Source organism: uncultured Polaribacter sp., assembly GCF_947497695.1.
Classification (GTDB): Bacteria; Bacteroidota; Bacteroidia; order Flavobacteriales; family Flavobacteriaceae; genus Polaribacter.
Genome location: NZ_CANMHM010000001.1, coordinates 128,639 through 153,232, shown reverse-complemented (window position 1 = coordinate 153,232; position 24,594 = coordinate 128,639). Strand labels below are relative to the sequence as shown.

Annotated in this window: 22 protein-coding genes; 11 read left to right on the top strand and 11 right to left on the bottom strand. The window is 29.1% G+C overall.

Annotated features, from left to right (window positions below; all coding sequences use genetic code 11):
- The first annotated feature begins 119 nt into the window (after window positions 1-119).
- The 3 genes from Q0731_RS00630 (at window position 120) to Q0731_RS00620 (ending at window position 3,775) form a co-directional block, all read left to right on the top strand.
- Entirely contained in the window at window positions 120-2,324 is a 2,205-nt protein-coding gene (locus Q0731_RS00630; protein WP_299058664.1) for a histidine kinase, read from the top strand.
- A 149-nt stretch (window positions 2,325-2,473) separates the two neighbouring features.
- Window positions 2,474-3,205, top strand: a complete 732-nt coding sequence (locus tag Q0731_RS00625) for a LytTR family DNA-binding domain-containing protein (protein WP_299058662.1) — start codon at window positions 2,474-2,476, stop codon at window positions 3,203-3,205.
- 54 nt (window positions 3,206-3,259) lie between these two features.
- Window positions 3,260-3,775, top strand: coding sequence for a gamma carbonic anhydrase family protein (locus tag Q0731_RS00620; protein WP_299058660.1), 516 nt, complete (start codon window positions 3,260-3,262; stop codon window positions 3,773-3,775).
- A gap of 181 nt (window positions 3,776-3,956) precedes the next feature.
- Here Q0731_RS00620 and Q0731_RS00615 read toward each other — a convergent pair whose 3' ends face one another.
- Entirely contained in the window at window positions 3,957-4,424 is a 468-nt protein-coding gene (locus Q0731_RS00615) for a hypothetical protein (protein WP_299058658.1), read from the bottom strand.
- A gap of 185 nt (window positions 4,425-4,609) precedes the next feature.
- On the bottom strand, window positions 4,610-5,011 hold the full coding sequence (locus Q0731_RS00610) for a Spy/CpxP family protein refolding chaperone (RefSeq protein ID WP_299058656.1): 402 nt from the start codon (window positions 5,009-5,011) through the stop codon (window positions 4,610-4,612).
- A 98-nt stretch (window positions 5,012-5,109) separates the two neighbouring features.
- Here Q0731_RS00610 and Q0731_RS00605 point away from each other — a divergent pair, with 98 nt between their 5' ends.
- Together Q0731_RS00605 and Q0731_RS00600 are read left to right on the top strand one after the other, a co-directional pair.
- A complete protein-coding gene (locus Q0731_RS00605) occupies window positions 5,110-6,741 on the top strand; it encodes a mechanosensitive ion channel family protein (protein WP_299058654.1) in 1,632 nt (543 codons plus the stop codon).
- Between the two features lie 294 nt (window positions 6,742-7,035).
- Window positions 7,036-7,293, top strand: a complete 258-nt coding sequence (locus Q0731_RS00600; RefSeq protein WP_299058652.1) for a hypothetical protein — start codon at window positions 7,036-7,038, stop codon at window positions 7,291-7,293.
- 15 nt (window positions 7,294-7,308) lie between these two features.
- Here the strand turns inward: Q0731_RS00600 and Q0731_RS00595 are convergent, their stop codons facing one another.
- The 9 genes from Q0731_RS00595 to Q0731_RS00555 all read right to left on the bottom strand — a co-directional run bounded on the left by Q0731_RS00595 (window position 7,309) and on the right by Q0731_RS00555 (window position 19,805).
- Window positions 7,309-8,262 (bottom strand): tRNA-dihydrouridine synthase family protein, encoded by a 954-nt coding sequence (locus Q0731_RS00595; protein WP_299058650.1) that lies wholly within the window; start codon window positions 8,260-8,262, stop codon window positions 7,309-7,311.
- A gap of 81 nt (window positions 8,263-8,343) precedes the next feature.
- A complete protein-coding gene (locus tag Q0731_RS00590) occupies window positions 8,344-8,643 on the bottom strand; it encodes a type II toxin-antitoxin system RelE/ParE family toxin (protein WP_299058648.1) in 300 nt (99 codons plus the stop codon).
- Window positions 8,627-8,776, bottom strand: a complete 150-nt coding sequence (locus Q0731_RS00585) for a hypothetical protein (protein WP_299058646.1) — start codon at window positions 8,774-8,776, stop codon at window positions 8,627-8,629. Before Q0731_RS00585 ends, Q0731_RS00590 begins: the two co-directional genes overlap by 17 nt.
- A 273-nt stretch (window positions 8,777-9,049) precedes the next feature.
- Entirely contained in the window at window positions 9,050-11,539 is a 2,490-nt protein-coding gene (locus tag Q0731_RS00580) for a zinc-dependent metalloprotease (RefSeq protein WP_299058644.1), read from the bottom strand.
- 89 nt (window positions 11,540-11,628) lie between these two features.
- On the bottom strand, window positions 11,629-12,276 hold the full coding sequence (locus tag Q0731_RS00575) for a response regulator transcription factor (RefSeq protein ID WP_299058643.1): 648 nt from the start codon (window positions 12,274-12,276) through the stop codon (window positions 11,629-11,631).
- Complete coding sequence (locus Q0731_RS00570; RefSeq protein ID WP_299058642.1) at window positions 12,276-13,622, bottom strand: sensor histidine kinase; 1,347 nt, start codon at window positions 13,620-13,622, stop codon at window positions 12,276-12,278. Before Q0731_RS00570 ends, Q0731_RS00575 begins: the two co-directional genes overlap by 1 nt.
- Before the next feature lie 134 nt (window positions 13,623-13,756).
- Window positions 13,757-16,771, bottom strand: coding sequence for a T9SS type A sorting domain-containing protein (locus Q0731_RS00565; protein ID WP_299058641.1), 3,015 nt, complete (start codon window positions 16,769-16,771; stop codon window positions 13,757-13,759).
- Window positions 16,772-16,916: 145 nt separating this feature from the next.
- The gene (locus Q0731_RS00560) at window positions 16,917-18,815 is read right to left on the bottom strand and encodes an amidophosphoribosyltransferase (RefSeq protein ID WP_299058640.1); all 1,899 of its coding nucleotides are present in this window, start codon (window positions 18,813-18,815) and stop codon (window positions 16,917-16,919) included.
- Between the two features lie 72 nt (window positions 18,816-18,887).
- Window positions 18,888-19,805, bottom strand: coding sequence for a PfkB family carbohydrate kinase (locus Q0731_RS00555; protein ID WP_299058639.1), 918 nt, complete (start codon window positions 19,803-19,805; stop codon window positions 18,888-18,890).
- A gap of 173 nt (window positions 19,806-19,978) precedes the next feature.
- On the opposite strand from Q0731_RS00555, the gene Q0731_RS00550 reads away from it, so the two are divergent.
- From Q0731_RS00550 to Q0731_RS00525, 6 genes are all read left to right on the top strand, one after another.
- Window positions 19,979-20,404 (top strand): SufE family protein, encoded by a 426-nt coding sequence (locus Q0731_RS00550; protein WP_299058638.1) that lies wholly within the window; start codon window positions 19,979-19,981, stop codon window positions 20,402-20,404.
- Between the two features lie 140 nt (window positions 20,405-20,544).
- Window positions 20,545-20,865, top strand: coding sequence for an iron-sulfur cluster assembly protein (locus Q0731_RS00545; RefSeq protein WP_299058637.1), 321 nt, complete (start codon window positions 20,545-20,547; stop codon window positions 20,863-20,865).
- 77 nt (window positions 20,866-20,942) lie between these two features.
- Window positions 20,943-21,452 carry a DUF2480 family protein gene (locus Q0731_RS00540; protein ID WP_299058635.1) on the top strand — a complete coding sequence of 170 codons (510 nt, stop codon included), beginning with the start codon at window positions 20,943-20,945 and terminating at the stop codon, window positions 21,450-21,452.
- A gap of 37 nt (window positions 21,453-21,489) precedes the next feature.
- Window positions 21,490-22,347 (top strand): DUF3078 domain-containing protein, encoded by an 858-nt coding sequence (locus Q0731_RS00535; RefSeq protein ID WP_299058633.1) that lies wholly within the window; start codon window positions 21,490-21,492, stop codon window positions 22,345-22,347.
- Between the two features lie 60 nt (window positions 22,348-22,407).
- Window positions 22,408-23,316 carry a DUF3078 domain-containing protein gene (locus Q0731_RS00530; RefSeq protein ID WP_299058631.1) on the top strand — a complete coding sequence of 303 codons (909 nt, stop codon included), beginning with the start codon at window positions 22,408-22,410 and terminating at the stop codon, window positions 23,314-23,316.
- Between the two features lie 122 nt (window positions 23,317-23,438).
- Window positions 23,439-24,554: a CNNM domain-containing protein gene (locus Q0731_RS00525; RefSeq protein ID WP_299058630.1), complete on the top strand. Its 1,116-nt coding sequence runs from the start codon at window positions 23,439-23,441 to the stop codon at window positions 24,552-24,554.
- Window positions 24,555-24,594: the final 40 nt, after the last annotated feature.

The window sequence follows — 24,594 nt, the reverse complement described above, 5'->3', positions numbered from 1 at the left end:
GTGAAAAGGTATTTGATTTAGGGAAGCACTATTTTTAATAGCTATAAAAGCAATATTAAAGGAAAACCCATTTTTTTGGATGCTTTTTTGTGTGTATGTTTACAACATATAATTTAAAAATGATTTTAAAAAAACACCTTATTTATCTGTTTATGTTTTTGTTTGTAGCTGTTTCTGCCCAAGAAATAGGTGTAGATTATCAAACAAATACATTTAGCATAAAAGTAAAGGTTGAAGATAAAAACACTGGAAATTCTATAAAAAATGCGGAGGTTTTTGTAAATGAAAAACAATTTTATTACCATCAAATTAGAGGTTGTTATATTGTAAAAGCGAGAGTAGGGAATGAGCTTAGAGTTACTCATCCAGATTTTGAAACAATTTATTATACCATACAATCTAACGAAGAAATAAAAATTTTAGTAGAAGGTTTTTCTGCTGATAAAGTATCAACAATTCGTAAATATTCTCGAAGTAAATCTGTGTCTAAAGAATTAGATTTTTATCATCAATATTTAGATTCTGCAAAATTTTATAAGAAAAAAGATATTGATAAAAGTTTGTCTTTTGTAGAAAAAAGCTTAAAAAATAATCAAATAAAGCAACGAAATGCAGCTTCCTATAAAACATTAGCAGATGTGTATTTATATTGGAAACAGTATGATTTAGCAGTAAATAATTATAAATTATCGAATCAAATTAGAGAGAGTAACACCACAAAAATTGCTTTAGCAAATGCTCAGTTTTTATTGAAGGATTATACTGCCAATAAACAAACCTATTTAGATTTGTTAGAAAAAAACCTTAGTAATTATGAAAAGATTATAGTTTTAGAAGGTTTAGGAGATATCGATTTTGCTGTAAAAAAATACAACGCTGCAAAAGATAATTATAAACAAGCTTTAGCAATTGCCAAAGAAAATTTAGTAACACCCAAAATAACAGATTTAAACTCTAAGTTGGCAACTGTTTTTGCATCCGAAGGAAATATTACACAAGCCAATATTCAGTATAAAAATTCTTTAGATTTAGCAGCTAAAGAAAATGTAAGTCGTGCTTTAAAAGAAGAAGAAAAAGTGGCAGATTATTACAATAAATCCAATCAATTTGATGATGAAATTAAATTAAGAAAAGAGAGTCTTGTAAAAGCAGCCCAAAATAAAACGATAAAAAAAGAAGACGTATTAGAACCAAAAATAATTACTTCGCAAGAAATAAATTACAAAATAGGAAATGCATATATTTTAAAAGAAGATTATAAAAAGGCAATTCCGTTTTTAGAAAAGAGTATAAAAGATGCTGATTTCAAAAAGGATATTATCATTGAAAAAGATGCGACCAGAAAATTATCTGAAGTCTATGCAACTGTTGGTGCTTATGATAAAGCTTTAAAAAGTTACCAAGATTATGTAAAATTGGTAGATGAATCTTATCTCCAAAAAGAGCAAGAAATACAACAGGTAAAACGTTTTTCTAAGAAAATTTCCGACAATCAAAATAGAATTTCGAGTTTGGACAAAGACAAAGAATTAGCAGAAAGTAAAATTAATTTGGCTTATGTAGACCAAAAATTATCTGAAGAAAGCAACCAAAGACAACGCCTTATTATTTACTCTTTAGTAGGTGGTTTTTTATTGATGATTTTATTGGCATATTTTATGTTTAGAAATATCAAACAGCAAAAAATAGCGAATAATTTATTGGCATTAAAATCGATGCGTTCTCAAATGAATCCTCATTTTATTTTTAATGCTTTAAATTCTGTAAACAGTTTTATTGCTGTAAATGATGAACGGAATGCCAACCGATATTTATCTGAATTTTCTGCATTAATGCGTTCCGTTTTAGAAAATTCTGATGAAGATTTTATCCCCTTAACAAAAGAAATAGAATTGCTAACATTGTATGTAAAGTTAGAGCACAATCGTTTTAAAGATAAGTTTAATTACACTATTTCTGTAGATGAAAACATTAATTTAGAGCAATTTTCAATTCCACCAATGCTATTACAACCTTATATAGAAAACGCTATTTGGCATGGATTAAGATACAGAAAAGAGATGGGCAATTTAGACATTTCAATCACTAAAAAAAATGATGAAACCGTTTCTGTAATTATTGTTGATGATGGAATTGGAAGAAAAAAATCGCAAGAATTAAAAACAAATAATCAACTCAAACAAAAATCAAAAGGAATGAGTACCATTAAAAATAGAATAGCTATTTTAAACGATATGTACAAAGACAGTATTTCTGTAAAAGTAGCTGATGTTTTAGAAAACGGAGAAGGTACAAAAGTGGAATTGTTATTGAAGAAGAAGTAGTTATCACACAGAGATTCACAGAGAAAGACGCTGAGTTTTTCAGAGAATTTTTAAAAAAAAACATTTTACTCCGTGAAAACCTATGAGATCTGTGTCAAAATATTAAATGAAACCTTCGTGTATCTCTGTGCAAGAACAACCCAAAATATATGAAATTAAAAGCAATCCTTGTAGAAGACGAACAAATAAGTAGAGACATTCTACGCAATTACATTGGTAAATACTGCCCAAATGTTCAATTGTTAGGCGAAGCAGAAAACATAGAAGAAGCCTATAATTTAATTCAGAAACACGAATTAGATTTGGTATTTTTAGATGTAGAAATGCCTTTTGGTAACGCGTTCGATTTGTTAGAAAAAGTAGCAAACAGAACCTTTGAAACCGTTTTTGTAACAGCTTATGATCATTATGCAATAGAAGCTTTAAACAACCATGCCAGTTATTATTTACTCAAACCAATTTCTATAGATGAGTTGATAAAAGCAGTAAATATTGTTACTCAAATTAAGGAAAAAGAAAACGAATTACAGCATCAAATATTAACTCCTAAAACAAATTCTGCCTTAGGTAAAATTACCATTCCACAACAAGATGGTTTTGAAGTTTTAGATATTAATGACATTGTTTTCTGCAAAGCAGATGATAATTATACAGAAATACATTTGGCAAATTCTAAGAAATTGGTAAGCAAAACTTTAAAGTATTTTGAAGAAGCTTTAAAAGAATACACATTTGCTAGAATCCATAAATCGTATTTGGTCAATGTAAATGCAATTACAAAATATAAAAAAGGAAAAGGAGGAAGCGTCATTGTTTCTAACGGAAAAGAAATTTTAGTTTCTGCTTCTAAAAAAAGTAATTTACTTTCGTATTTTAAATAATTCACAAACCTCACAAGTTTTTAAAATCTGTAAGGTTTAATAAAACAATAAAACATGCCAATTATAAAGCCAGTAAAAGGGAAGCATCCACAAATACCAAAAGACTGTTACATTGCAGAAAACGCCACAATTGTAGGTGAAGTTTCATTAGGTAAAGATTGTAGTGTTTGGTTTAATGCAGTAATTAGAGGCGATGTCCATTATATTAAAATAGGGAATAAAGTCAACATTCAAGATGGTGCAGTGCTTCATGCAACCTACCAAAAATCGCCAACAACAATTGGCAATAATGTGTCTATTGGGCACAATGCAATTGTACATGGATGCACAATTCAAGACAATGTTTTAGTAGGCATGGGTGCTATAATTATGGACGATTGTGTGGTAGAATCTAACTCAATTATTGCAGCAGGAGCAGTGGTTACCAAAAATACGCATGTAAAAAGTGGAAGTATTTATGCAGGCGTTCCTGCCAAAAAAGTAAAAGATATTTCGCAAGAACTTATTTCTGGAGAAATCGACAGAATTGCCAACAATTATTTAAAATACTCAAGTTGGTTTAAAGAATAATATTAGGGCGTTCCCTAAAGGTCGGGCTTTCACTACTCGCTTTTTTTGAAAAAACAAAAAAGAGCTCAAACATGTCGTTCTATCCCTAACGCAAATTCGTTATAAAAACAAAAACCCAATTTCAATTAAGAAATCGGGTTTTATCAATCAAATAACTAACCAAAATTAATTCAATTTACTATTATTCAGGATTTTGATTTTGCATTTCTCCTTTATATTTTTTACTACCTTTTTTTCCTTTCCTTTTATGCATTCCTTTTTTATTTCTCTTATAGTGCATTTTTTCAAACTTCTCAAATTGCTCTTTATTTAAAATACTTTTCATTTTACTTTTCATTGCAATTTGGTTGTCTAAACGTTGCATTTGCATTGCATACATTTCATCTGCTGTAGGTCTTTTTTTATCCTCTTTAGAGGCTTTTCTTTTTTCCATAGCAGCTTTTCTTTCAGCCATCTTTTCCATTAAAATTGGCTTTATTTCATTCTGTTGCTGTTCAGATAAATCTAAAGCCAAAGTCATTTTTTTTATAGCTAAATTGGTGTGTTGTTCTGTTGTTAACTTAGGTCTTTTGTATTCTTTTTTCTTTTGTGCTTGTGTAGTAAATGTTATTGCAAATACCAATACTAAAATGCTTACTAAATTTTTCATCTATCTTTATTTTAAATGTTTTTTTATATACTTCTTTGACTCATAAAAAGAAAAAGGGTTTAATACAAAAAAACTGTTTAACAAGTTTTTAACAGCTAATAGTTAATTAAAAAAAAGTTCGGTTTCTGTTAAGAAACCGAACTTTTTAAAATTTAATCAAACTAAAATTAGAAAAGTTGATTACTTTATTCTCTAATTTTTTTAATTCTATTTTTTGCTTTTTCTTTTTTTTCTTCAATTTGAGCATCAAACTTAGCCAATTGTTCTTCGTTAAGAATGTTTGCTAATTTAGAGTGCATAGCTGTTTGTTTAGTCATTCTTTCTTCTCTAAATGCTTTACGTTCTTCTTTAGATGGTTTTTCTCCAGATTCTTGGAAAGCTTTCCTTTTTTCCATAGCAGCTTTTCTATCGGCTATTTGTTCAACCAATAAAGGTTTAATCTGATTTTGTTGATCTTCTGTTAGGTTAAGATCTTTTGTCATTTTCATGAGCATTTTTTCAGCAGAAGGTTTTCCTCCTTTTTTTTGTGCTTGTGTAGTAAATGTAAATGCGAATACTAAAACTAATACTGTTACTATGTTTTTCATTTTTATTTGTTTTAATTATTAATTGTACTTCTTTGACACTTAAAAAATGAAAAGGTTTAAATTTGCATTTCAATTAACATCAATTTAACAAAATTAGAATGCGTACCTTAATTTGGCTATTATTTTTTGTTTCATTTGTAGCAAATGCTCAAATAGATTCTACTTACGTAAATTTAAAAAATCCTAATGCTACAGTATACACGCATTTGTATTTTTTGCAGTCAGATTCTTATCAACCTAAAAAAGCAGCAAAAACTATTTTAGGACTTACTGAAGAAAAGGCAATTAAAAAAGCCATCAAAATAAAGCAAGTTTTAGATGGTAAAGGTTTGTTTGTAGATGTAAATAAAATACCTACAAACCCTAATTATAAAGATACTATTGGTTATGCTACGTATGCAAGGTATGTATTGTTCCCTCAAAGAATGCCTCAGATTTATGTAGAAAAAATAGAAGGGAATTGGTATTATTCATCAGAAACTGTTTCTGCTATAGACAATTTATATAAAGAAGTCTATCCTTGGTATGTTCAAAAATTACAAGACTTTATACCTACTTATGGTCATAAAAAAATACTTGGTTTAGAAGTTTGGCAGTGTATTGGTTTACTGTTAATGCTTGTTTTAGGATATCTTATTTTTTTAATTGTAAAAAGAATCGCCTTTTTTATCTTATTAAAAATTCAGCATCAAATTACAAAAAACACCAATTTAGAAATCAATAAAGTATTAAAAAAGTTAGCACATCCTATAAGTTTACTGGCAACAGTTGCATTTGTAGATAAAGTTTTTCCTTCTTTACAATTTGGTTTAACTACCAATACATTTGTGTTTTTAGTATTAAATATTGCAGAAACTGTTTTTTGGATTTACGTTTTCTTAAAATTAGTACAAGTTATAATGAAAATTTATGGGGATTTTACAGAAAGAACTCATGGCAGATTAGATGACCAATTAGTACCCATTTTACATAGTTTTTTAACAGGAATAGTTATTGTTGTTGGTTTATTTAGATTGTTAATTCTTTTTGGAGTGGATGCAACAACCATGTTAGCTGGGGCAACTATTGGTGGTTTGGCATTTGCTTTAGCATCACAAGACACTGTGAAAAATTTAATAGGTACTATTATGATTTTTCTCGACAAACCTTTTCATATAGAAGATTGGATTGAAGCAGGAGAAGTTGTAGGTACTGTAGAAAAAGTAGGTTTTAGATCTACACAAGTACGTGCTGCAGATACCTCTGTATTTCAAATACCCAATAGTAGATTATCTGAAATTGTGATTAATAACAAGGGTTTAAGACTTTTTAGACGTTACAACACCAACTTAGGTTTGCGTTACGATACACCACCAGAGTTAATAGAAGCCTTTGTAAAAGGAGTTAGAGAAATTATTATTGCTCACCCAGAAACACGATCAGATTCTTATAATGTTGAGTTTACTGGTTTTGGAGATTCTGCTTTATTAATTATGGTAAATGTGTATTTTAAAAGTTTGGCTTGGGGAATTGAACAATCTTCTAAACATAGATTACACATTGCTATTGTAAAATTAGCGAAAGAATTAGGAGTCGATTTTGCGTTTCCTTCTACAACAGTTACTATAGAACAATTTCCAGAGAAAAATGGAATTAGTCTTAAATATGATATTAATAAAGAAAGAATTGATGCTGTGATAGCCAATGTTTTGATTGATTTTAATAAGGAAAGTTCTATAGATAAATTGTAGTATTATTAATGCTAAAGAGCAATATTTTACGCTGTTTTTTGTTTAATTTTTATGAGATTTCATCTAAACCAAAAAATAGATAGCTTGTTTAAGATTATCTTTTTAATCTTACTATGTCTAGAAATAATTGCCTGTTACTATTACTACTACACTTTAGGTGAGGTAAAACAAATGCTGTTTGTTTTTATATTTTTGTTAAATATAATTCCGGTTTTATGTTATTTTTTTAGACTAAAAATTATAGCTTATATTATAGCATTGATAATTGGGGGTATAGTAATTCCCTATAAAGTTGTGTTGTTCATAAAATGGTCTGAACTTAAAAAAGAAGCTTTAGAAATACGTAAATTCGTTTATAATTATAAAGAATTGAATAAAATTTTTCCAGAGAATATTTTGGAATATGAGTTTAAAAAACAAAAATTAGCAAAGCATTTTTCTTATCGTACTGCTAACCAACAAAACTTTGTGTTGCAATATTATATTGGTACTCAAGGAACAACGCATTATTACAATCATAAATTTGGTAAGTGGAGTTATTATCCAGATTAGTGATAAAGAATATAACTATCCGTTTTTTGCTTCTTTCAAAATTTCTCTCACAGCAATTTCGTATTTTTTAGCATTGCTTGCTTTTTTAATCTTTTTATAGGTTTTCTGTGGATTTGAAAAACTTTGAGAAAAGTACTCCCAAAAACCTAACATTTTCATTTTGATAGGTGTTGGTCCAGATAAAGCAGCATCATATTCTTGGTAAATACGATCGTGGAATTCATTAAAAATATCAAACCTGTTTTTTGGATATGTTGTAGTATTACTTTTAATCATACTTGGTAAAAAAGGATCTGCAATTAAGCCTCTACCAATCATCCAATGATCTATTGTAGTAAAACGTTGTTGTAGTTTTTTAAAAGCAGCAACAGAAGTAATATCGCCATTATAATACATTTTATGTTTAGTATTGTCTAAACATTTTTGAAAAGAATCTAAATCTGTTCCTCCTTTATACAATTGCTTCCCTATTCTTGCATGAATGGCGATGTTTTTAAGAGGATATTTATCTAAAATAGGCAAAACATCTAAAATTTCTTCAGGGTTTTCATATCCCATTCTCATTTTCATAGAAACTAAAATGTCAGATTCATTATGAACCTGATGCAGAATGTTATCTATTTTTTTAGCATCGCTAATTAAACCAGAACCCATTCCTCGTTTTGTAACCATAGGATAAGGACAACCTAAATTCCAATTCAATTCATTATAACCTAATTCTCTTACGTATTTAGAAACGAATAAAAATTCATCCACATCATTGGTAATAATTTGGGGAATAACTTCTAATGTGTTGTTATTTTCAAGAAGTAAATCTCTTTGATACGAGTTTTTAATGACCATTTTTCCGTTCAAACGAATATATGGCGAATAAAAAGTATCTATTCCACCAAAAAAATGGTTAAACGCATTTCTGAATTTATAATCTGTAAAACCTTGTAAAGGAGATGATAAAAGTGTGTGACTCATAAAAAATATTGAGCTGCAAAGATAGGGTAGTTTTTAAACGTGTAGCGGAATTTATTTTGTGATATTAGCTTGCTCTTAATTTTATATTTTTCTTTTGTTAGGATTTTGTCTATTAGAAAAAAATGAAAGAATTTCAATGTGATTTTGCTTTTCGCGATAATACATTGTGTTAAATTTTCTAATAACCACTTTTCTAACTTTTTTATTTTCTGATAATGGAAAAAGAAATGGATTTCGTGATATTAAATTTAAAGTATTGTGAAGTTCTGTAGAGAGTCTTTTTAACTCTCGTTCTGAAAAATGTATTTTCAAATACTCGTAAGTATCTGCTAATTCTTTTAAAGCGTGGTCTGTCCAAAGAATTTTATAGCCATTCTCCATATATTTTCTTAGCTTCAGAATTTGATTTTAAATGACCATTTTCAGCATCTGAAATTCCTAATTCTATAGATTTTTTTTCAGCATCAGAAGTCGTATTCCACCAATCTTCTGTTTCATTTTTTCTCAATTCCATAATTTTTTTAATCAAGGAACTATCTTCAAGAGTAGTTAGCCATTGAATTAGGTCAATTTTGGCATTTTGAATATTTATTTCCATATTTCAAATTTAACGTATTTCTGTTGAGTTCGCAAATTGATAAGAGAATTTTGTAAATAGGAAGATAAAAGTGTATGACTCATGAAAAATATTGAGTTGCAAAGATAGTGTACTTTTTATAGCATTGTATACATACAAAACCCTTACTAATTTAAAATAGCAAGGGGCTTAAAAATTGTAAAAGCTATTTTAATTAGGATCTAAAATAGTATCAATTCTATCTACTACATCTTGTAAATGATATCTTGTTAATGTATTCCCTCTTCTAGAAGCCACTTTTACATCATGTTGTAAACGTTTTAATTCGCCTCTTGCAACAGATTTCACATCAGACTGATTGATGGTTATACCCGTATTTTTAATGTAACCACTATTTTTTCCTCTTTGATCTTTTGCATTATTTAATAAATAATCTAAACGATCTAAATATGCTCTTTGTAAGTTTCTTCTATAGGTATCAATAGAGCTAGTTTTATAAATTTCACTCCAAACACCTTTACGTAAATCTCTCATCATATGAATTAGAGAATAGGCATTAGCTCCATTAGAAGTTTCATTTTCAATCATACGTGCCATTCTACCAGCGTCTATAATATTGTTTAGTGTTTTTGCTTGTAAACCTCTAACTCTTTCTACAGAACCAGAAAATTCTGTTTTGCTAAAAATGTTTTTATCTAGCAACCAAACTGGTGTTTTAAACAAGTTATTTATTACAAATTGTAAGGCTTCTCTTTGTTTAGCTTTGTTTACATGTGTATACACTGCACCTTCTTGGTCAGTTGTTTTAAAATTTTCATAAACGCCACCAATATTTGCAGTTACATGGCCCATATATCTATCAAACTGCCCTAATAGTTGGCCATACATATTGGCTAAGTCTTCATAATTTTCGCCTTTTTCAGAAGTCCATTCTTCTAAATTAGGTAAAATTCTTTTTAAATTTTTAATTCCATACATAGATGCTTTTATAGCATCATCACCTAAATCTTCTGTTTGAGAGCTAGGGTCTACAACACCACTTGCTTGTTGGTGTCCAAACCTATAGATTGGGTTACCTGCATGTTTTAGTATCCAAGAATCTAAAATAGGCTTTTCTTCTTCGGCAGTTTTATCTAAAATGGGTCTGTATCCCCAAGCAATTGCATATTTGTCATACAGACCAATATTTGGCATTAAAGAAACACCTTTATCTTCTGGTTGAGCAATGTAGTTAAAACGAGCATAATCCATAATAGAAGGTGCAGTACCATATTTTTTAGTAAAGGTAGCAGAACGTAAAGAATCTACTGGGTAAGCAGAAGAACTTCCCATATTATGTGGCAATCCAATGGTATGTCCTAATTCATGAGAGGAAACAAATTTTATCAATTCTCCCATAGTTTCAGTCTTAAAACTGTTACTTCTTGCATCAGGATTAATGGCTGCTGTTTGAATAAAAAACCAATTGTGTAATAAAGACATTACGTTGTGATACCAATTAATATCTGATTCTAAAATTTCTCCTGAACGAGGATCACTTACATGAGGTCCATTTGCATTTGGAATTGGAGATGCTAAATAACGAACTACAGAATAACGAATATCTTCTGGACTAAATTCTGGATCTTCTTCTTTAGAAGGTGCTCTTTTGGCAATAATTGCGTTTTTAAAACCTGCTGCTTCAAAAGCAACTTGCCAATCGTTAATACCTTCTATTAGATATGGAACCCATTTTTCTGGAGTTGCCCTATCTATATAATAAACAATTTGTTTTTTAGGTTCTACGAGTTCGCCTCTTTTAAATTTTTCAATATCTTCATCTTTAACTTCTAGTCTATATCTATCTAAATAAGTAACCGTTTTACTTTTTTGAGCTTCTAAACCATAATCTAATTGACCTCTTGCAAACCAACCAACACGTTCATCAAAATATCTACGTTTCATAGGTGTTTTAGGTAATAAAATCATAGAATTACTCATCTCTAAAGTTATAGAACCCATAGCACTGTTAGATGGTGCTTTGTTAGCAAAATAGGTTTTTACATGTCTAATTTCAATATTTTGAGGATAACTGCTCACTCTTTCTATATAAGAGCGTGTTTTGTCCATTCTTGATGCCTGATATTTTTTTCTGTAAGAGTCTGGAAAACCCAAAGGTTTCACATCTGTAGAAAATAATGAGGTTGCATCAATTACAGTTGCTGTAGAGTCTTTACTAATTGCTTTAATAGGAAATGAAAATAAAATAGGTTCTAGGTTAGAGTTTACAACTGCTTCATGTACTGGCAAAATAGTATCTGCAACAACATCATGAGAAACAACACGTAATAATATTTGTTTATTTTTCTTTTCCCAACGTAATACTTGTGTGTTTGTTTTACCTCCTCCAAAACCAATTCCAGAAGCAGTTTTAGCTATTCTTGTAACCATTAATAATTCTCTTCTTAAAAGTGAATCTGGAATTTCAAAAAGATAGGTGCTTTCTTTTTGATGCACTTTAAACAACCCATCGTCCGTTTTAAAATCTTTAGTAACTACTTTATTATAAGGTTTTAAATCTCCTTTTTTTGGTTTTGATTTTTGTGTTTCTTTAGTAGCTACTTTTTTCTTTTTTTTCCAGAATTGAGCACTCATTTCTGAAGATAAACCAAATATAAAAGTAACTAAAAGTAGTTTCGTAAGTATTTTTTTTGAGGTCATTGTTCTTTTAGTTTAGATTTTGATAAATCTATGAAAGCCATAAAAATAACGTCTTAAATGTATGTTAAAACAATTTATTTAGTGTTTTATTAGGTTAGCCCATTTTGAAATGCAAAACGAATCAAAGCAGCCATATTATGTATTTCTAATTTACGCATGATATTTGTTCTATGGGTATCTACTGTTCTTGGGCTTATAAATAGTTTTTTACCAATTTGAACATTTGTGTTTCCTTGAGAAATAGATTTAATAATTTCTTTTTCTCTAGTAGTTAATTCTTTTAAAAGAGGAGATCTTTTATAGTATTGCTCTAAGTTTGATGAATTTTCTGAATGCAATGCTTTGGTTACTTCTGTATTAAAATATTCTTTACCGTTGTAAATATTTTTAACTGCCTTTAAAAGCTCTTCACTAGGGATTGTTTTTAACATATATCCTTTCACTCCAATCTTTATTAAATTTTTTATGAGAGAAGATTCTTGATACATAGAAAGCATTGCAATTTTTACCTCTTTAAATTCGGATGTAATTTTTTTAGCACACTCAATTCCATCCATAATTGGCATATTGATATCTAATAGCACAATGTCTACTAAATGTTGTGCTATAAAGTTGATAGCTTTTTTACCATTATTAACAACAGCAACAACTTGAAAATCTTCTTTATTTTCAAAAACATTTTTTATCCCTTCTGCAATTAAAGGATGGTCATCTGCTATTAAAATTTTTATAGGCATTATATTACAGGTATTTTTATGGTTATTAAAGTACCATTATTATTGCTAGATTCAAAATTAACAGTTCCATTTAGCATATTTAGCCTACTAGAAATATTTAATAAACCAATCCCTTTTTTACTTTTTTTAGCGTTGAAACCAACACCATTATCTTCTACTATTAAAATAATATGATTATTTGATTTAAATAATTGAACATTAACTTCTGTTGCTTTACTATGTTTTGTAATATTATGAATCAATTCTTGAAGAACTCTATAAATAGTAACTTCTATTTTTTCTGGTAACCTTTCAGAAATATTAAAAAGTTCTAAAGTATGTTTAATGTTTAAATAAGTTAAACTATTTTCTAATAAATCATTTATTGCAGAAGAAATACCTAGTTCTTTTAAAGCTATTGGCATCATTTGATGAGAAATAGTTCTAAGGTTTTTATTAGAATTCTCTAAGCTTTCTAACAATTCTTGAGATTCGTTAGTATGTAACAAATCCAATTTAGATAAAGCATGTCTAGATTTTAAAATAACACTTCCAATTTCTTGTACAACGCCATCATGTAATTCTCTAGCAATTCTACTTCTTTCTGTTTCTTGAGCCTCTAAAATAGCCTGTAACCTTAATTCTTTTTGTTTATTTTTTTCTTCATAAATTAACTTTTGTTTATGTCCTAGCCCAAGTGAAAAGAAAATATTTTCTATGATTACACCAAAATAAAAGATACTATCTCTTAACCTGTTTTCTAGGGGTAATAATTCTAAAAAAGAAATTGCAGCTCCAATAATAGAGGTAACAAATAAAACCAACGAACCTATAATAATATAGTGTTTTAGAGGATGGTTCATTTTAAAAAGCATGTAATAACCTATAAATGAAATAATAGATATTACAGGAATATATACTAGAAAATAACAATTAAATATATATGATATATCTTTTATGATTAAAGATATTACTTGAATTACACACCCAATTGCTATTACCCCATAAATGGAATAAAAAATGATTTTGTACCATTTTTTAGAATACTTTTTTAATTCTACAAATTCAAATGCAAAAATAAAATAGACAGCAGCAAACAACCACTTTAAAAAAACTTCAAAAGAATTTAAAATTGGTAAAAAAGGTTTTACAATTAGTGCAAAAAAACCTGTAGATATAAGGTTTAAGTATGCTAATAAAATTAAAGAAGTGTATAAGCCATAGTAAAAATAGACTTTGTCTTTATTTTGTATAAACAACAAAATATGATAAAAAGATAGTGCAAATAAAAAGCCAATAACAAAAATTAAAATGCCATTTTTGTTTGGGTTTTCTAGTGTGTATAAAATCTGGTTATAGTCAAACATTATTAAAAATAATGAAAAGATAGTTTAGTTAGCACTACAAATATCAATAAAAAATAACTGATAACCAATCTTTTAAACACACTAGTGTTTGTAAAAAATACAACTTTAAATTTTTATTAAATAATAAATTAGTTTTAATGAAGGATTATTTTTTTTCTAATTACACCATTATTTGTCTCTAAAACTATTATATAAATTGATGAAGAATTATTATTTAAATCTAGATTTATTTGAGATTTAAGAGTCTCTAATTTAGTATCTAATATTTGTTTACCTAATAAATCATAAACCTTTAAGGTTTTTAAAAATAAACTAGAGGGGTTGTTGATGACTACTTCTTTATCCTTTTTTGAAATAATTTTAATAGAATTTGAATCGATTTTAGGTTCTAAAGTTGATAGTGTATTATTTTTAAAAGTGATAAAAAAGCGATTTTCATAAGTGCCTTGGTTTAAATTTAAAATCACTCCTTCTTCTGATAAAGTATAGAATTTATTCTCTAGTCTGTCATTCAAATAAATAGTTACGGGGTCAAAATTTTCTAAAGCATTAATTTTAAATGTTGCTGCTCTATTTTGGTCTAACACTAATTTTAGAGGGATTTCTAAATCTTCATTAAAATCTTCGATACTAGATATTACAAAAGGGCTTTCACTATCTTGAATCTTTAAACTTAAATCACTAGGTTTTTGATCGAACATTTCTCCATCATAACCATTTTCAAAGCTTGCTGTTAAGCCTCTAAAAGCCACAACTAACGATCTTTTATAAGTTTGGTTTTGGTTTACATCAAATTCAAAACCTAATCTTAAAATAGGAAAACTATTTGTATTTCTTGTTTTTGCAATAATTGCAGGTGTAGCACTTACATCTATACCTGTTCTTTGTGAATTTTGAAAGGTTGCAGTTCCAGAACCAGTATCTGTTCTGGTGATAATAAAAGCTTGTCCGATAGGTAAATTTAAAGCATCACCAGTTGTAATACCCAAAACTATGGTGTCATAACTACCTGTATATTCACTTCTAACATGAGAGTTATCTGCCACACCACTATTGTAAATATAAATGGTACCAACAATTTCTGTTAAATTGTCTGTAATAAATTTTTCTGAGTCTAAAGCAGAAGGGTAAGGATTGCCCAATAAACTGTAATTGTCTTCTGAAATTGAGGCTGTGTAAATACCATCATTAGGAATTCCTTTAAATGTAAAAGAGGCTCCTGTACTTTTCATGTTCCATCCTAAACCTGGTTTTAATACTGCATCTGTAGCGTCTATTAGTGTAAATTCTTGTGCATTTATAAGGGTAGCCAACCATCTATCACTAATCTTTATAGGTGTACTACTATTGTCTCCGTCAAAACCTGCAATAAAATCAATATCAATAGCTTCTCCTAAAGTTGGTGTTGCAGCAATTGGTATAGAGCCATCTTTTAGTATATCATCAATAGAAAAATCTGTACCAACAGTTGTTCCTGTTTTTCTTACTGGTGATGACCAATAACCAGAATTATACACATTACCAGTGCTTGCAGTTTGATCTACATAAAGCGATCCAGAACCTGTGTTTAAATTTGTACCTGTGTGTGTTTGTACTAGTTGAGAAGTACCTACCAACCGAATTTCTCCATCATTAGCAATACCATTGGCAACTTGTAATTTAAAACCAGAATTAACTGCTAAAATACCTCCAGATTCTACTGCAATTTCTCTAACATTTGCATCTTCTGTTAAAGGGAAACTTCCATCAGAAGAACTTTTTACTAAAAGTTTGTAGCAATTGTTACTGGTATTTGGTACATTAGAATTCCCTGAGCCATTGTAAAATTGAGTATCATCTACCACAATTAAATCTTGGTATTGAATTGTAAAATAATCATTGTCTGTAAATGGTACACCTGTTGCTGTATAAATACCGCCACTTTCTGTAAAAGTAATCGTTGAAGTTGGTGAAGAAAAATCACTATCATTATCAATGATTAATTGAATAGAGCAAGGAGTGTTACCAGCAAAATCTAAATCTGAACCAGCTATAGAAACTGAAACTGTTCCTAAATCATTTGTTTTACTAACTCTCCATTTGGTATCTAAAACTTGGTTGTAATCTGAAGATAAAGAGAAATTATAACTTGCATCTTTTACATCTTCCCCCCAAAATAAATAATCTCCATCACTTAAAGAACTTGGTGTATTTATTTTTATAATTCCTGTTCCTTGAGAATCGGTGTGATTACTTCCATCTGATGCTTGTCCTATTCCTGCAACATTAAAATCAAAATCTTCACCAGATGTATCTTCATCATAAAAATTCTTTGAAGCATCTAAAACAATGTCATATTTAGCAGATAAATAATTACCAACTATTATTCTTTCTACATCAGTGATGTAAGTATTAAAAATAATTACTTCAGAAAAATCACCTTGATGTGCTTGATTAGGGTCAAAAGAATAAGGAGAGCCACTATTACCATCTTGTTCTCCAGCTAAAGCTAAATCTCCTCCTGCTGTAATTGGAGTTCCGCTTTGGTTAGCACTAACAGTAATACTATTTGTGCCATTTAGAGACATTCTAGAAGTTCCTCCAACACTGTTCCATCCAAATCCAACAATATTCCAAACATTAGTGTTTGCTTCTAAATTATAAGTTCGACGGTTATTTCTATATATCTGTAGGTTATCACTATTAAATATTAGAAAATTATTATTACTTGCAGTTGAAGCATAAGATAGAACACCATCACTACTCGCGTCTGCTGTCTTATTTACATAAAAACCAGAAATTGCAGTGGTAGGGAAATTTGTAAAATTTGTTTTTTGGAGTCTTTTTCCATCTGCTGCAATTGAAGCAACTGTTTCATCAAATCGAACAATATCATATCCGTTAAGAAGGTTCTTTTTTATTTTTGGCTGGAGTATAGTTGTAGGTTGTGTTAAATCTGAACTAAAACCAGATAAATCATCCCATCCTGCAAATGCGGCATCATCTACTTCGATAATATCATCAGGATTTGTCCATAAAACTAGGCTTGATAAACCATCAGTATTTCCAATTCCTCCAGGTCCTTTTTGAGCTGTAGAGCTTATACTTAGCGTAAAAAGGGTAAAAAATAGTATTTTTTGTAAAAGTATTTTTGCTAAAAATTTGATCATAATTTATTTGTAATTTGAAAAAAGGGGGTATTACAAAAATAAAAATTAAGTCCACTATTTCTTTATATATTAGATAACATGACCTTGTTTTTAGTTAATAGGTATGGATTTAAGGTTTAATAAAAAAATTAATAAAAAGAGTATTTTAATAGGCTCTCTTATCATTCCCTTCATAAAAATTAATAAAAGCTTGATTAACAACTCTCATTCCTCCTGGAGTTGGGTAGTTACCTGTAAAATACCAATCTCCAAGATTTTCTGGACATGCTTTATGTAAGCCTTCTATAGATTGATATATTACTTCTACCTCTGCTTTAATATCTGCTGTTTTTAACATTTCAGCTATTTTTACAGATATTTCTTCAGCCTTAAAAGGTTTGTAAATTTCTTTTACATAATTTACAATTTCTGTATCGTCTTTGGCTTGTTGCTCCTTACATTTATTGTAAACATCTTTAACAATATGATATTGATTGGTATCTTTTAATAACTCTAAGGCTGCATTAAAAGCAATAAAACCATCAATTTTTGCCATGTCAATTCCATAACAATCTGGGTAACGAATTTGAGGAGCAGAAGAAACAACCACTATTTTTTTAGGACTTAATCTATCTAAAATTTTAATAATACTTTTCTTTAAAGTGGTTCCTCTAACAATGCTATCATCAATAATAACAAGATTATCAGTAGGTTTTACAACACCATAAGTAATATCATACACATGTTCTACCAAATCATCTCTACTACTATCATCTGCAATAAAGGTTCTTAATTTTGCATCTTTAATGGCTATCTTTTCAAAACGAGGTCTTTCTGATAAAATTTCAGTAACTTTTTTTGCTGATAGTTTTGTGCCTCCAGCTAAAATTTTTGCCGTTTTTTGTTGATTTAACAAATCTTCTGCAGCTTCTGTCATTCCATAAAAAGAAGTTTCTGCGGTATTTGGAATGAAAGAAAAAACGGTATTAGAAATATCGCTATCTATTGATTTTAATATTTGTGGAAAAACAAATTTCCCTAAGTTTTTACGTTCTTCGTAAATGGAAGCATCACTACCTCTAGAAAAATAAATACGTTCAAAAGAACAGGCTTTATTTTCTTTGGGTTCTATTATTTTTTTAATCGAAGTAACCCCACTTTTTTTAATGATTAGTGCATGCCCTCTTTCAAGTTCTTGCACTTCATCAATTTTTACATTAAAAACAGTTTGTATTACTGGTCTTTCTGATGCAACTACTACTACTTCATCGTCTTCATAAAAATAAGTTGGTCTAATTCCATTTGGGTCTCTTAAAACAAAAGCATCTCCATGGCCAACTAAACCAGCCATTGCATAACCACCGTCCCAGTTTTTAGAAGATCTTTTTAATACTTTTTTAATACTTAATTTTTCTTCTATAAACGAAGAGGCATTTCTTTTACTAAATCCTTTTTTCTTTGCTTTTTGATATAATTTACCCACTTCATCCTCTAAAAAATGGCCAATTTTTTCCATCACAGTTACAGTATCTGTAAACTCTTTTGGATGCTGACCTAATTCAATTAACTCTTCTAACATTTGGTTAGAGTTTGTCATGTTAAAGTTACCTGCAACAATTAAGTTTTTGTGTTTCCAATTACTTTGACGTAAAAAAGGATGCACACTTTCTATGCTATTTTTACCAAAAGTACCATAACGAACATGCCCTAAAAATAAATTACCAACATAAGGCATGTTTTCTTCTTGCCAAGCAACATCGTCTTTTATTTCTGGGTTTTGTTTTAAAACTCCATTTAAGCGTTCGTTAATTTGCCCAAAAATATCTTGTATTGGTTGTGATTGATTAGAACGAACTCTACTGATATATCTAGTTCCTGGAGCTACATTAAATTTTACACTAGCAAAACCTGCACCATCTTGTCCACGATTGTGCTGTTTTTCCATCAACAAATACATTTTATTGATTCCGTAAAAAGCAGAACCATATTTATCTTTATAAAACTGTAATGGTTTTTTTAATCTAACAAGTGCAATTCCACATTCGTGTTTAATAGCGTCGCTCATTGATGTTTAATTTTTTTATTATGGTTGTAATAAAAAATCCGCATTTTTAAACGCGGATTTTTAATAGTTAATTTATATCTGAAATTGTGTTAATGCTTTAAAACCGTATAAACGTTTTTTAACTTCATCAGCTGTAAGGCTTTCCATACGTTCTGTACCAAATTTTTCTACACAGAAAGAGGCAAGGTTGGAGCCGTATATTACAGCATTTTTCATGTTTTCAAAAGAAATATCTTCAGTTTTTGCTAAATAGCCACAAAAACCACCTGCAAAAGTATCTCCTGCACCTGTAGGGTCAAAAACTTCTGCTAAAGGTAAAGCAGGGGCAAAAAACATTTTTCCTTCATTAAATAACAAAGCTCCATGTTCTCCTTTTTTAATTACCACATATTTTGGTCCCATAGTATGGATTTTTTTTGCAGCATTTACCAAAGAATATTCACCTGTTAATTGGCGAGCTTCTTCATCATTAATGGTAATTACATCAACTCTTTTTAAAACGGTATGTAAATCTTCTAAAGCAATATCCATCCAAAAATTCATAGTATCTAAAACTATTAATTTTGGTTTTTTTGCCATTTGATCAATCACAGATGCTTGTGTTAAAGGATGTAAATTTCCTAACATTAAAATATCAGCATCTTTAAAATTATCAGGTACAACAGGAGTAAAAGTTTCTAAAACATTTAATTCTGTAATTAAAGAATCTCTAGAGTTCATATCATTATGATATTTACCACTCCAAAAAAATGTTTTTCCATTTTTATCTATTTCAATTCCATCAGTATTAATACCTTTTGCATGCATCATTTCTAAATAAGATGCTGGAAAATCTGCACCAACTACAGAAACAACCCCTGTTTCTACTCCAAACTGACTTGCAGCCAAGGCTACATAAGTGCCAGAACCACCTAATATTTTATCTGTTTTTCCAAAAGGAGTTTCAATAGCATCAAAAGCTACGGTACCTACTGCTAATAATTTGTTCATTTTCTGTTTTATTCCCTCAAAAAGGAAGGTTTTTTTACGTTAATTAGAAATAAATAACACCAATTAACCGATATTAATAATCTATTTTACAAGCATTAAAAATACTTTTTTTGTCGTAATTTTGTTTTTTAAATTTAAAACATCTTATGATGTTGCAAAAATAAGTTTTAAAAATGACTATCAAAGAAATACAAGAAGAAATTATTGATGAGTTTTCTATGTTTGACGATTGGATGGAACGCTATGAATATATTATAGAATTAGGTAAATCCTTACCAATTATTGCTGATGAAAATAAGGTAGATGAAAATATAATAAAGGGATGCCAGTCTAAAGTTTGGATATTTTCTGAGCTAGAGAATGACAAAATTAAATTTTCTGCAGATAGTGATGCTATTTTAACCAAAGGAATTGTAGCACTGTTATTACGTGTTTATTCTAACCAAAAACCTGCAGATGTTTTAGCTGCAAATACAGATTTTATTGATCAAATTGGTTTAAAAGAGCATTTAAGTCCTACAAGAGCAAATGGATTGGTTTCTATGATTAAGTATATTAAAATGTATGCAATTGGGCAACAAAGTAAATTAGCAAATTAAAAATAGTTTTCGACAGACTTAGACTAAAAAGGCTGAAATTTAATTGCTACAACTAATTTTACACTGAGCTTGTTAAAGTGTAAAGTAAATAATAAGATTAAAAACACAACAGGTTTAAATCCTTTTGAAAAATAAACAATATGACAGATAAAGAGTTAGAAGAGATAGGAGATAAAATTGTAAATGTTTTAAAAACTATTTATGATCCAGAAATACCAGTAGATATTTACGAGTTAGGCTTAATTTATGATGTTTTTGTTTCTGAAGAAAACAATGCAAAAATACTAATGACTTTAACATCGCCAAATTGCCCTGTTGCAGAAAGTTTACCAAGAGATGTAGAGGAAAAGATAAAAACATTAAAAGAGATTAACGAGTGTGAAGTAGAGATTACATTTGATCCTACTTGGACAAATGAAATGATGAGTGAAGAAGCAAAGTTAGAATTAGGAATGCTTTAAAATAGTTATGAATGTTGAGTTTTGAGTGATGAGTTAAAATTGAAAACTTTGAAACTTTAAAACGTTGAAACTGAAATATGAAAGAAGAAATTGTAAATAGAGTAGCTAACAGCAAACTAAAAACCTTCGATTTAGAAGAAATTTATCCTAAAGAGAAAAGAGTTTTATTTGATGTTAAAGATTGGTTGTTTCAAGAGTTAATTTTAAAAGAAACAGACTTTAGAACGTCTGTAAAAAACCACGATTGGTCTCAATATAAAAATTCTTTTGTTGCAATTACTTGCTCTGTAGATGCTATTATTCCTTCATGGGCTTTTATGTTGGTTGCATCAGAAATAACACCTTTTGCAAATAAGGTTGTTATTGGTAATTTAGAGTTGTTAGAGACTGTTATTTACCAAGAATTATTAAGTTTTGTAGATTTTAAAGAATATGCAAATGCACCAGTAATTATAAAAGGTTGTGCAGAAAAACCAATACCTGCATCTGCTTATGCTTTTTTAATTGAAAAACTACAACCCATAGCAAGATCAATAATGTTTGGTGAAGCTTGTTCTACAGTACCTTTATATAAATCTAAAAAATAGTATTATCTAAGTATATTTTTTGTTTAATTTTTTTAAAATGAGAAGACTTTTACTTCTTTTATTACTCATTACTTCTACTTCTTTTTTTGCTCAAAAAAAGAAAAAAGACACTCTACCTAAACCTAAATGGAAAATTCATGGAAGGTTTGCTTTTGTGTTTAATCAATCTTCTTTTTCTAATTGGGCTTCTGGAGGAGAAGATACAGTTGCAGGAGACTTAAATGTTAATTACGACTTTAATTACAAGAAAAATAATATTAATTGGGATTCTAGACTTTTAACAGGTTATGGAATGAGTCATTTAAGTGAGCAAGGTTTTAGAAAAACCAATGATCGTTTTGAATTGAACACTCTTTTTGGTTTAAAAACGGCTAATTATTGGTTTTTATCCTTTATTGGCAACTTTAGAACACAATACACAAAAGGTTTCGATTACAAGAAAGATATTAAAGTTTCTGATTTTTTATCTCCTGCCTATTTAACTTTTGGACCTGGTATGCTATTAAAAAAATCTGATGAATTCAACTTTAATATTGCACCAGCAACTGCTAGATATACTTTTGTAAACGATAATTTTTCTGGGAAGTTTGGGGTGGAAGAAGGAGAAAATACTGCATTTAGTTTAGGTTTTAATTTGTCTGGTTATTATAAGTTTATTTTAATGGAAAACATTGAAATGGAAAATATACTCACAGTTTACACAGATTATTTAGCAAATGTTGGCAACTTAGATACAGATTATCAAGCAAATATTCGTTTTAAAGTAAATAAGCATATTAAAATGCAAATGACTTTTCATACAATTATTGACGATAATGCTTCTAGTAGAATTCAGTTTAGAGAATTATTTGGCTTGGGTTTAAATTACAGTTTTCATGAAAAAGTGACTTATTAGTTTTTTTATTGTCTAAATTAAAAAGTGTAAGTTTGCACGCTAAAATTTAAAAACACAACAATGAAAAATTTATCAATCTTATTTTTAATGCTATTCATTAGTATTTCAATGAATGCACAAACAGCAGAAGAACTAAAAGCAGAACAAGCTCCAAAAAAAGCTAAAATTGCAGAATTACAAGGAGAAGTAAATGCTTTACAAGCAAAAATTGATGCACTACCAGGATGGAGAAAAGGTGCTTTTGGTACCATTGGTGCAAATTTATCTGGTTTTAGCAACTGGTATTCTAGAGTTGCACCTGATGCAGATGCAGGTAATATTGGTATAACTGTAAATGGTTTTGCTAATTTAATTGAAGCAGATTATTTTTGGAGAAACTCAGCAACAATCAATTTAGGTTGGGTAAAGTTAGATGATAGAAATAGCAACCTTGATAGTAGTGACTTTGAAACTGCAACAGATGTTTTTACACTGAGTTCACTTTATGGTAAAAGATTAAACAAAAAATGGGCTCTTTCTGGTTTGGCAGAATATAGAACAACTATTATAGACAATTTTAACAACCCTGGATTTTTAGATTTAGGTGTTGGTGCTACTTGGACACCTACAGACAATTTAGTAGTTGTAATACACCCAGGAAATTACAATTTTGTTTTTAGTAACAGTAGTCCAATTTTCAATTCTTCATTAGGAGCAAAAATTGTAGCTGATTATACTAAAAAATACGGTAAACTAAGTGTAAAGTCTAATTTTTCTACCTTTCAAAGTTATGAAGATGGAGATTTATCTAACTGGACTTTTACAAATTCTTTTGGTTATACAGTTTGGAAAGGAATTGGACTTGGTTTTGAGTTAGGTTTGCGTGATAATAAACAAGAAGCAGCAAATTTTCAAGGGGTAACTGATATCAAAGACGCCGATAATAAAATACAATCTTATTGGGTATTTGGTTTAAGCTATTCTTTATAATTTAAATACATATTATTTTATAAAGCCTCAAGAATAAATTCTTGAGGCTTTATTTATTTTAACGATATCATCATATTTAATAGCCTTTATTTTATGTATTTTTACACTTTAAAATTCTATTAATGACACTTTTAATAATTTTTGCTACTGTTTCAATTTTCTTTTCATTTTTATGCTCTATACTAGAGGCAGTTTTGTTAAGTATTACGCCAACTTTTATCAACCTAAAAAAGAAAGAAGGACATGATTTTGCTACCGATTTAGAAGTCTTAAAAAAAGATGTAGACAAACCCTTAATTGCTATTTTAACAATCAATACAATTGCACATACTGTTGGTGCAATTTTAGTAGGTGTGCAAGCAAAAGTTGCCTACGCAGAAATGTATGGTTCTTCTGTTAAAACATTTTTTGGTATAAAAATTACTGAAGATTTAATGGTAGGTGTAGTATCTACTATAATGACTATTTTAATATTAGTAGCTTCAGAAATTATACCTAAAACAATAGGAGCAACGTATTGGAAGCAATTAGCAAATTTTACTTCTAAAGCACTAAAAGTGATGATTTTTCCATTAAAATGGACTGGCTTTTTGTGGTTATTACAATTAACAACAAAATTAATTGGGGGTAAAGGACATGGAAGTATTTTAAGTAGAGAGAGTTTTTTGGTAATGACAGATATGGCTGAAAAAGACGGTGTTTTTCAAAAAAATGAAAGTAAAGTAATCAGAAACTTACTAGGTTTTAAAGAGATTAAGGTTAATGATGTAATGACTCCAAGATCTGTTTTAGAAATTGCAGATGAAACAGAAACAATTGAGACTTTTTATAACAATCATAAAAATTTACGTTTTTCAAGAATACCTGTTTTTGCAGAAAACCCAGATGAAATTACGGGTTATTTCTTAAAAGATAATTTATTAGAGGCCATGATTAATGGCAAAGGAGCACAAAATTTAGCTTCTATAAAAAGAAACATTATCGTTACAAGTAGAGATTTATCAATTGCAAATTTGTTTGATAAATTAATTAAAGAAAAAGAACATATTGCTTTAGTTGTAGATGAATATGGTTCTGTAAGTGGTTTGGTTTCTCAAGAAGATGTTATAGAAACTTTATTAGGTTTAGAAATTATGGATGAATCTGACTCTGTTGCAGATTTACAAGCTCATGCCAGAAAATCTTGGGAAAATAGAGCTAAAAAAATGGGTGCTGTTGATGATGGAAAGATAGAGTAAAAAAACTACTTCGCTTATTTCCTGTTATACTTATTTTTTA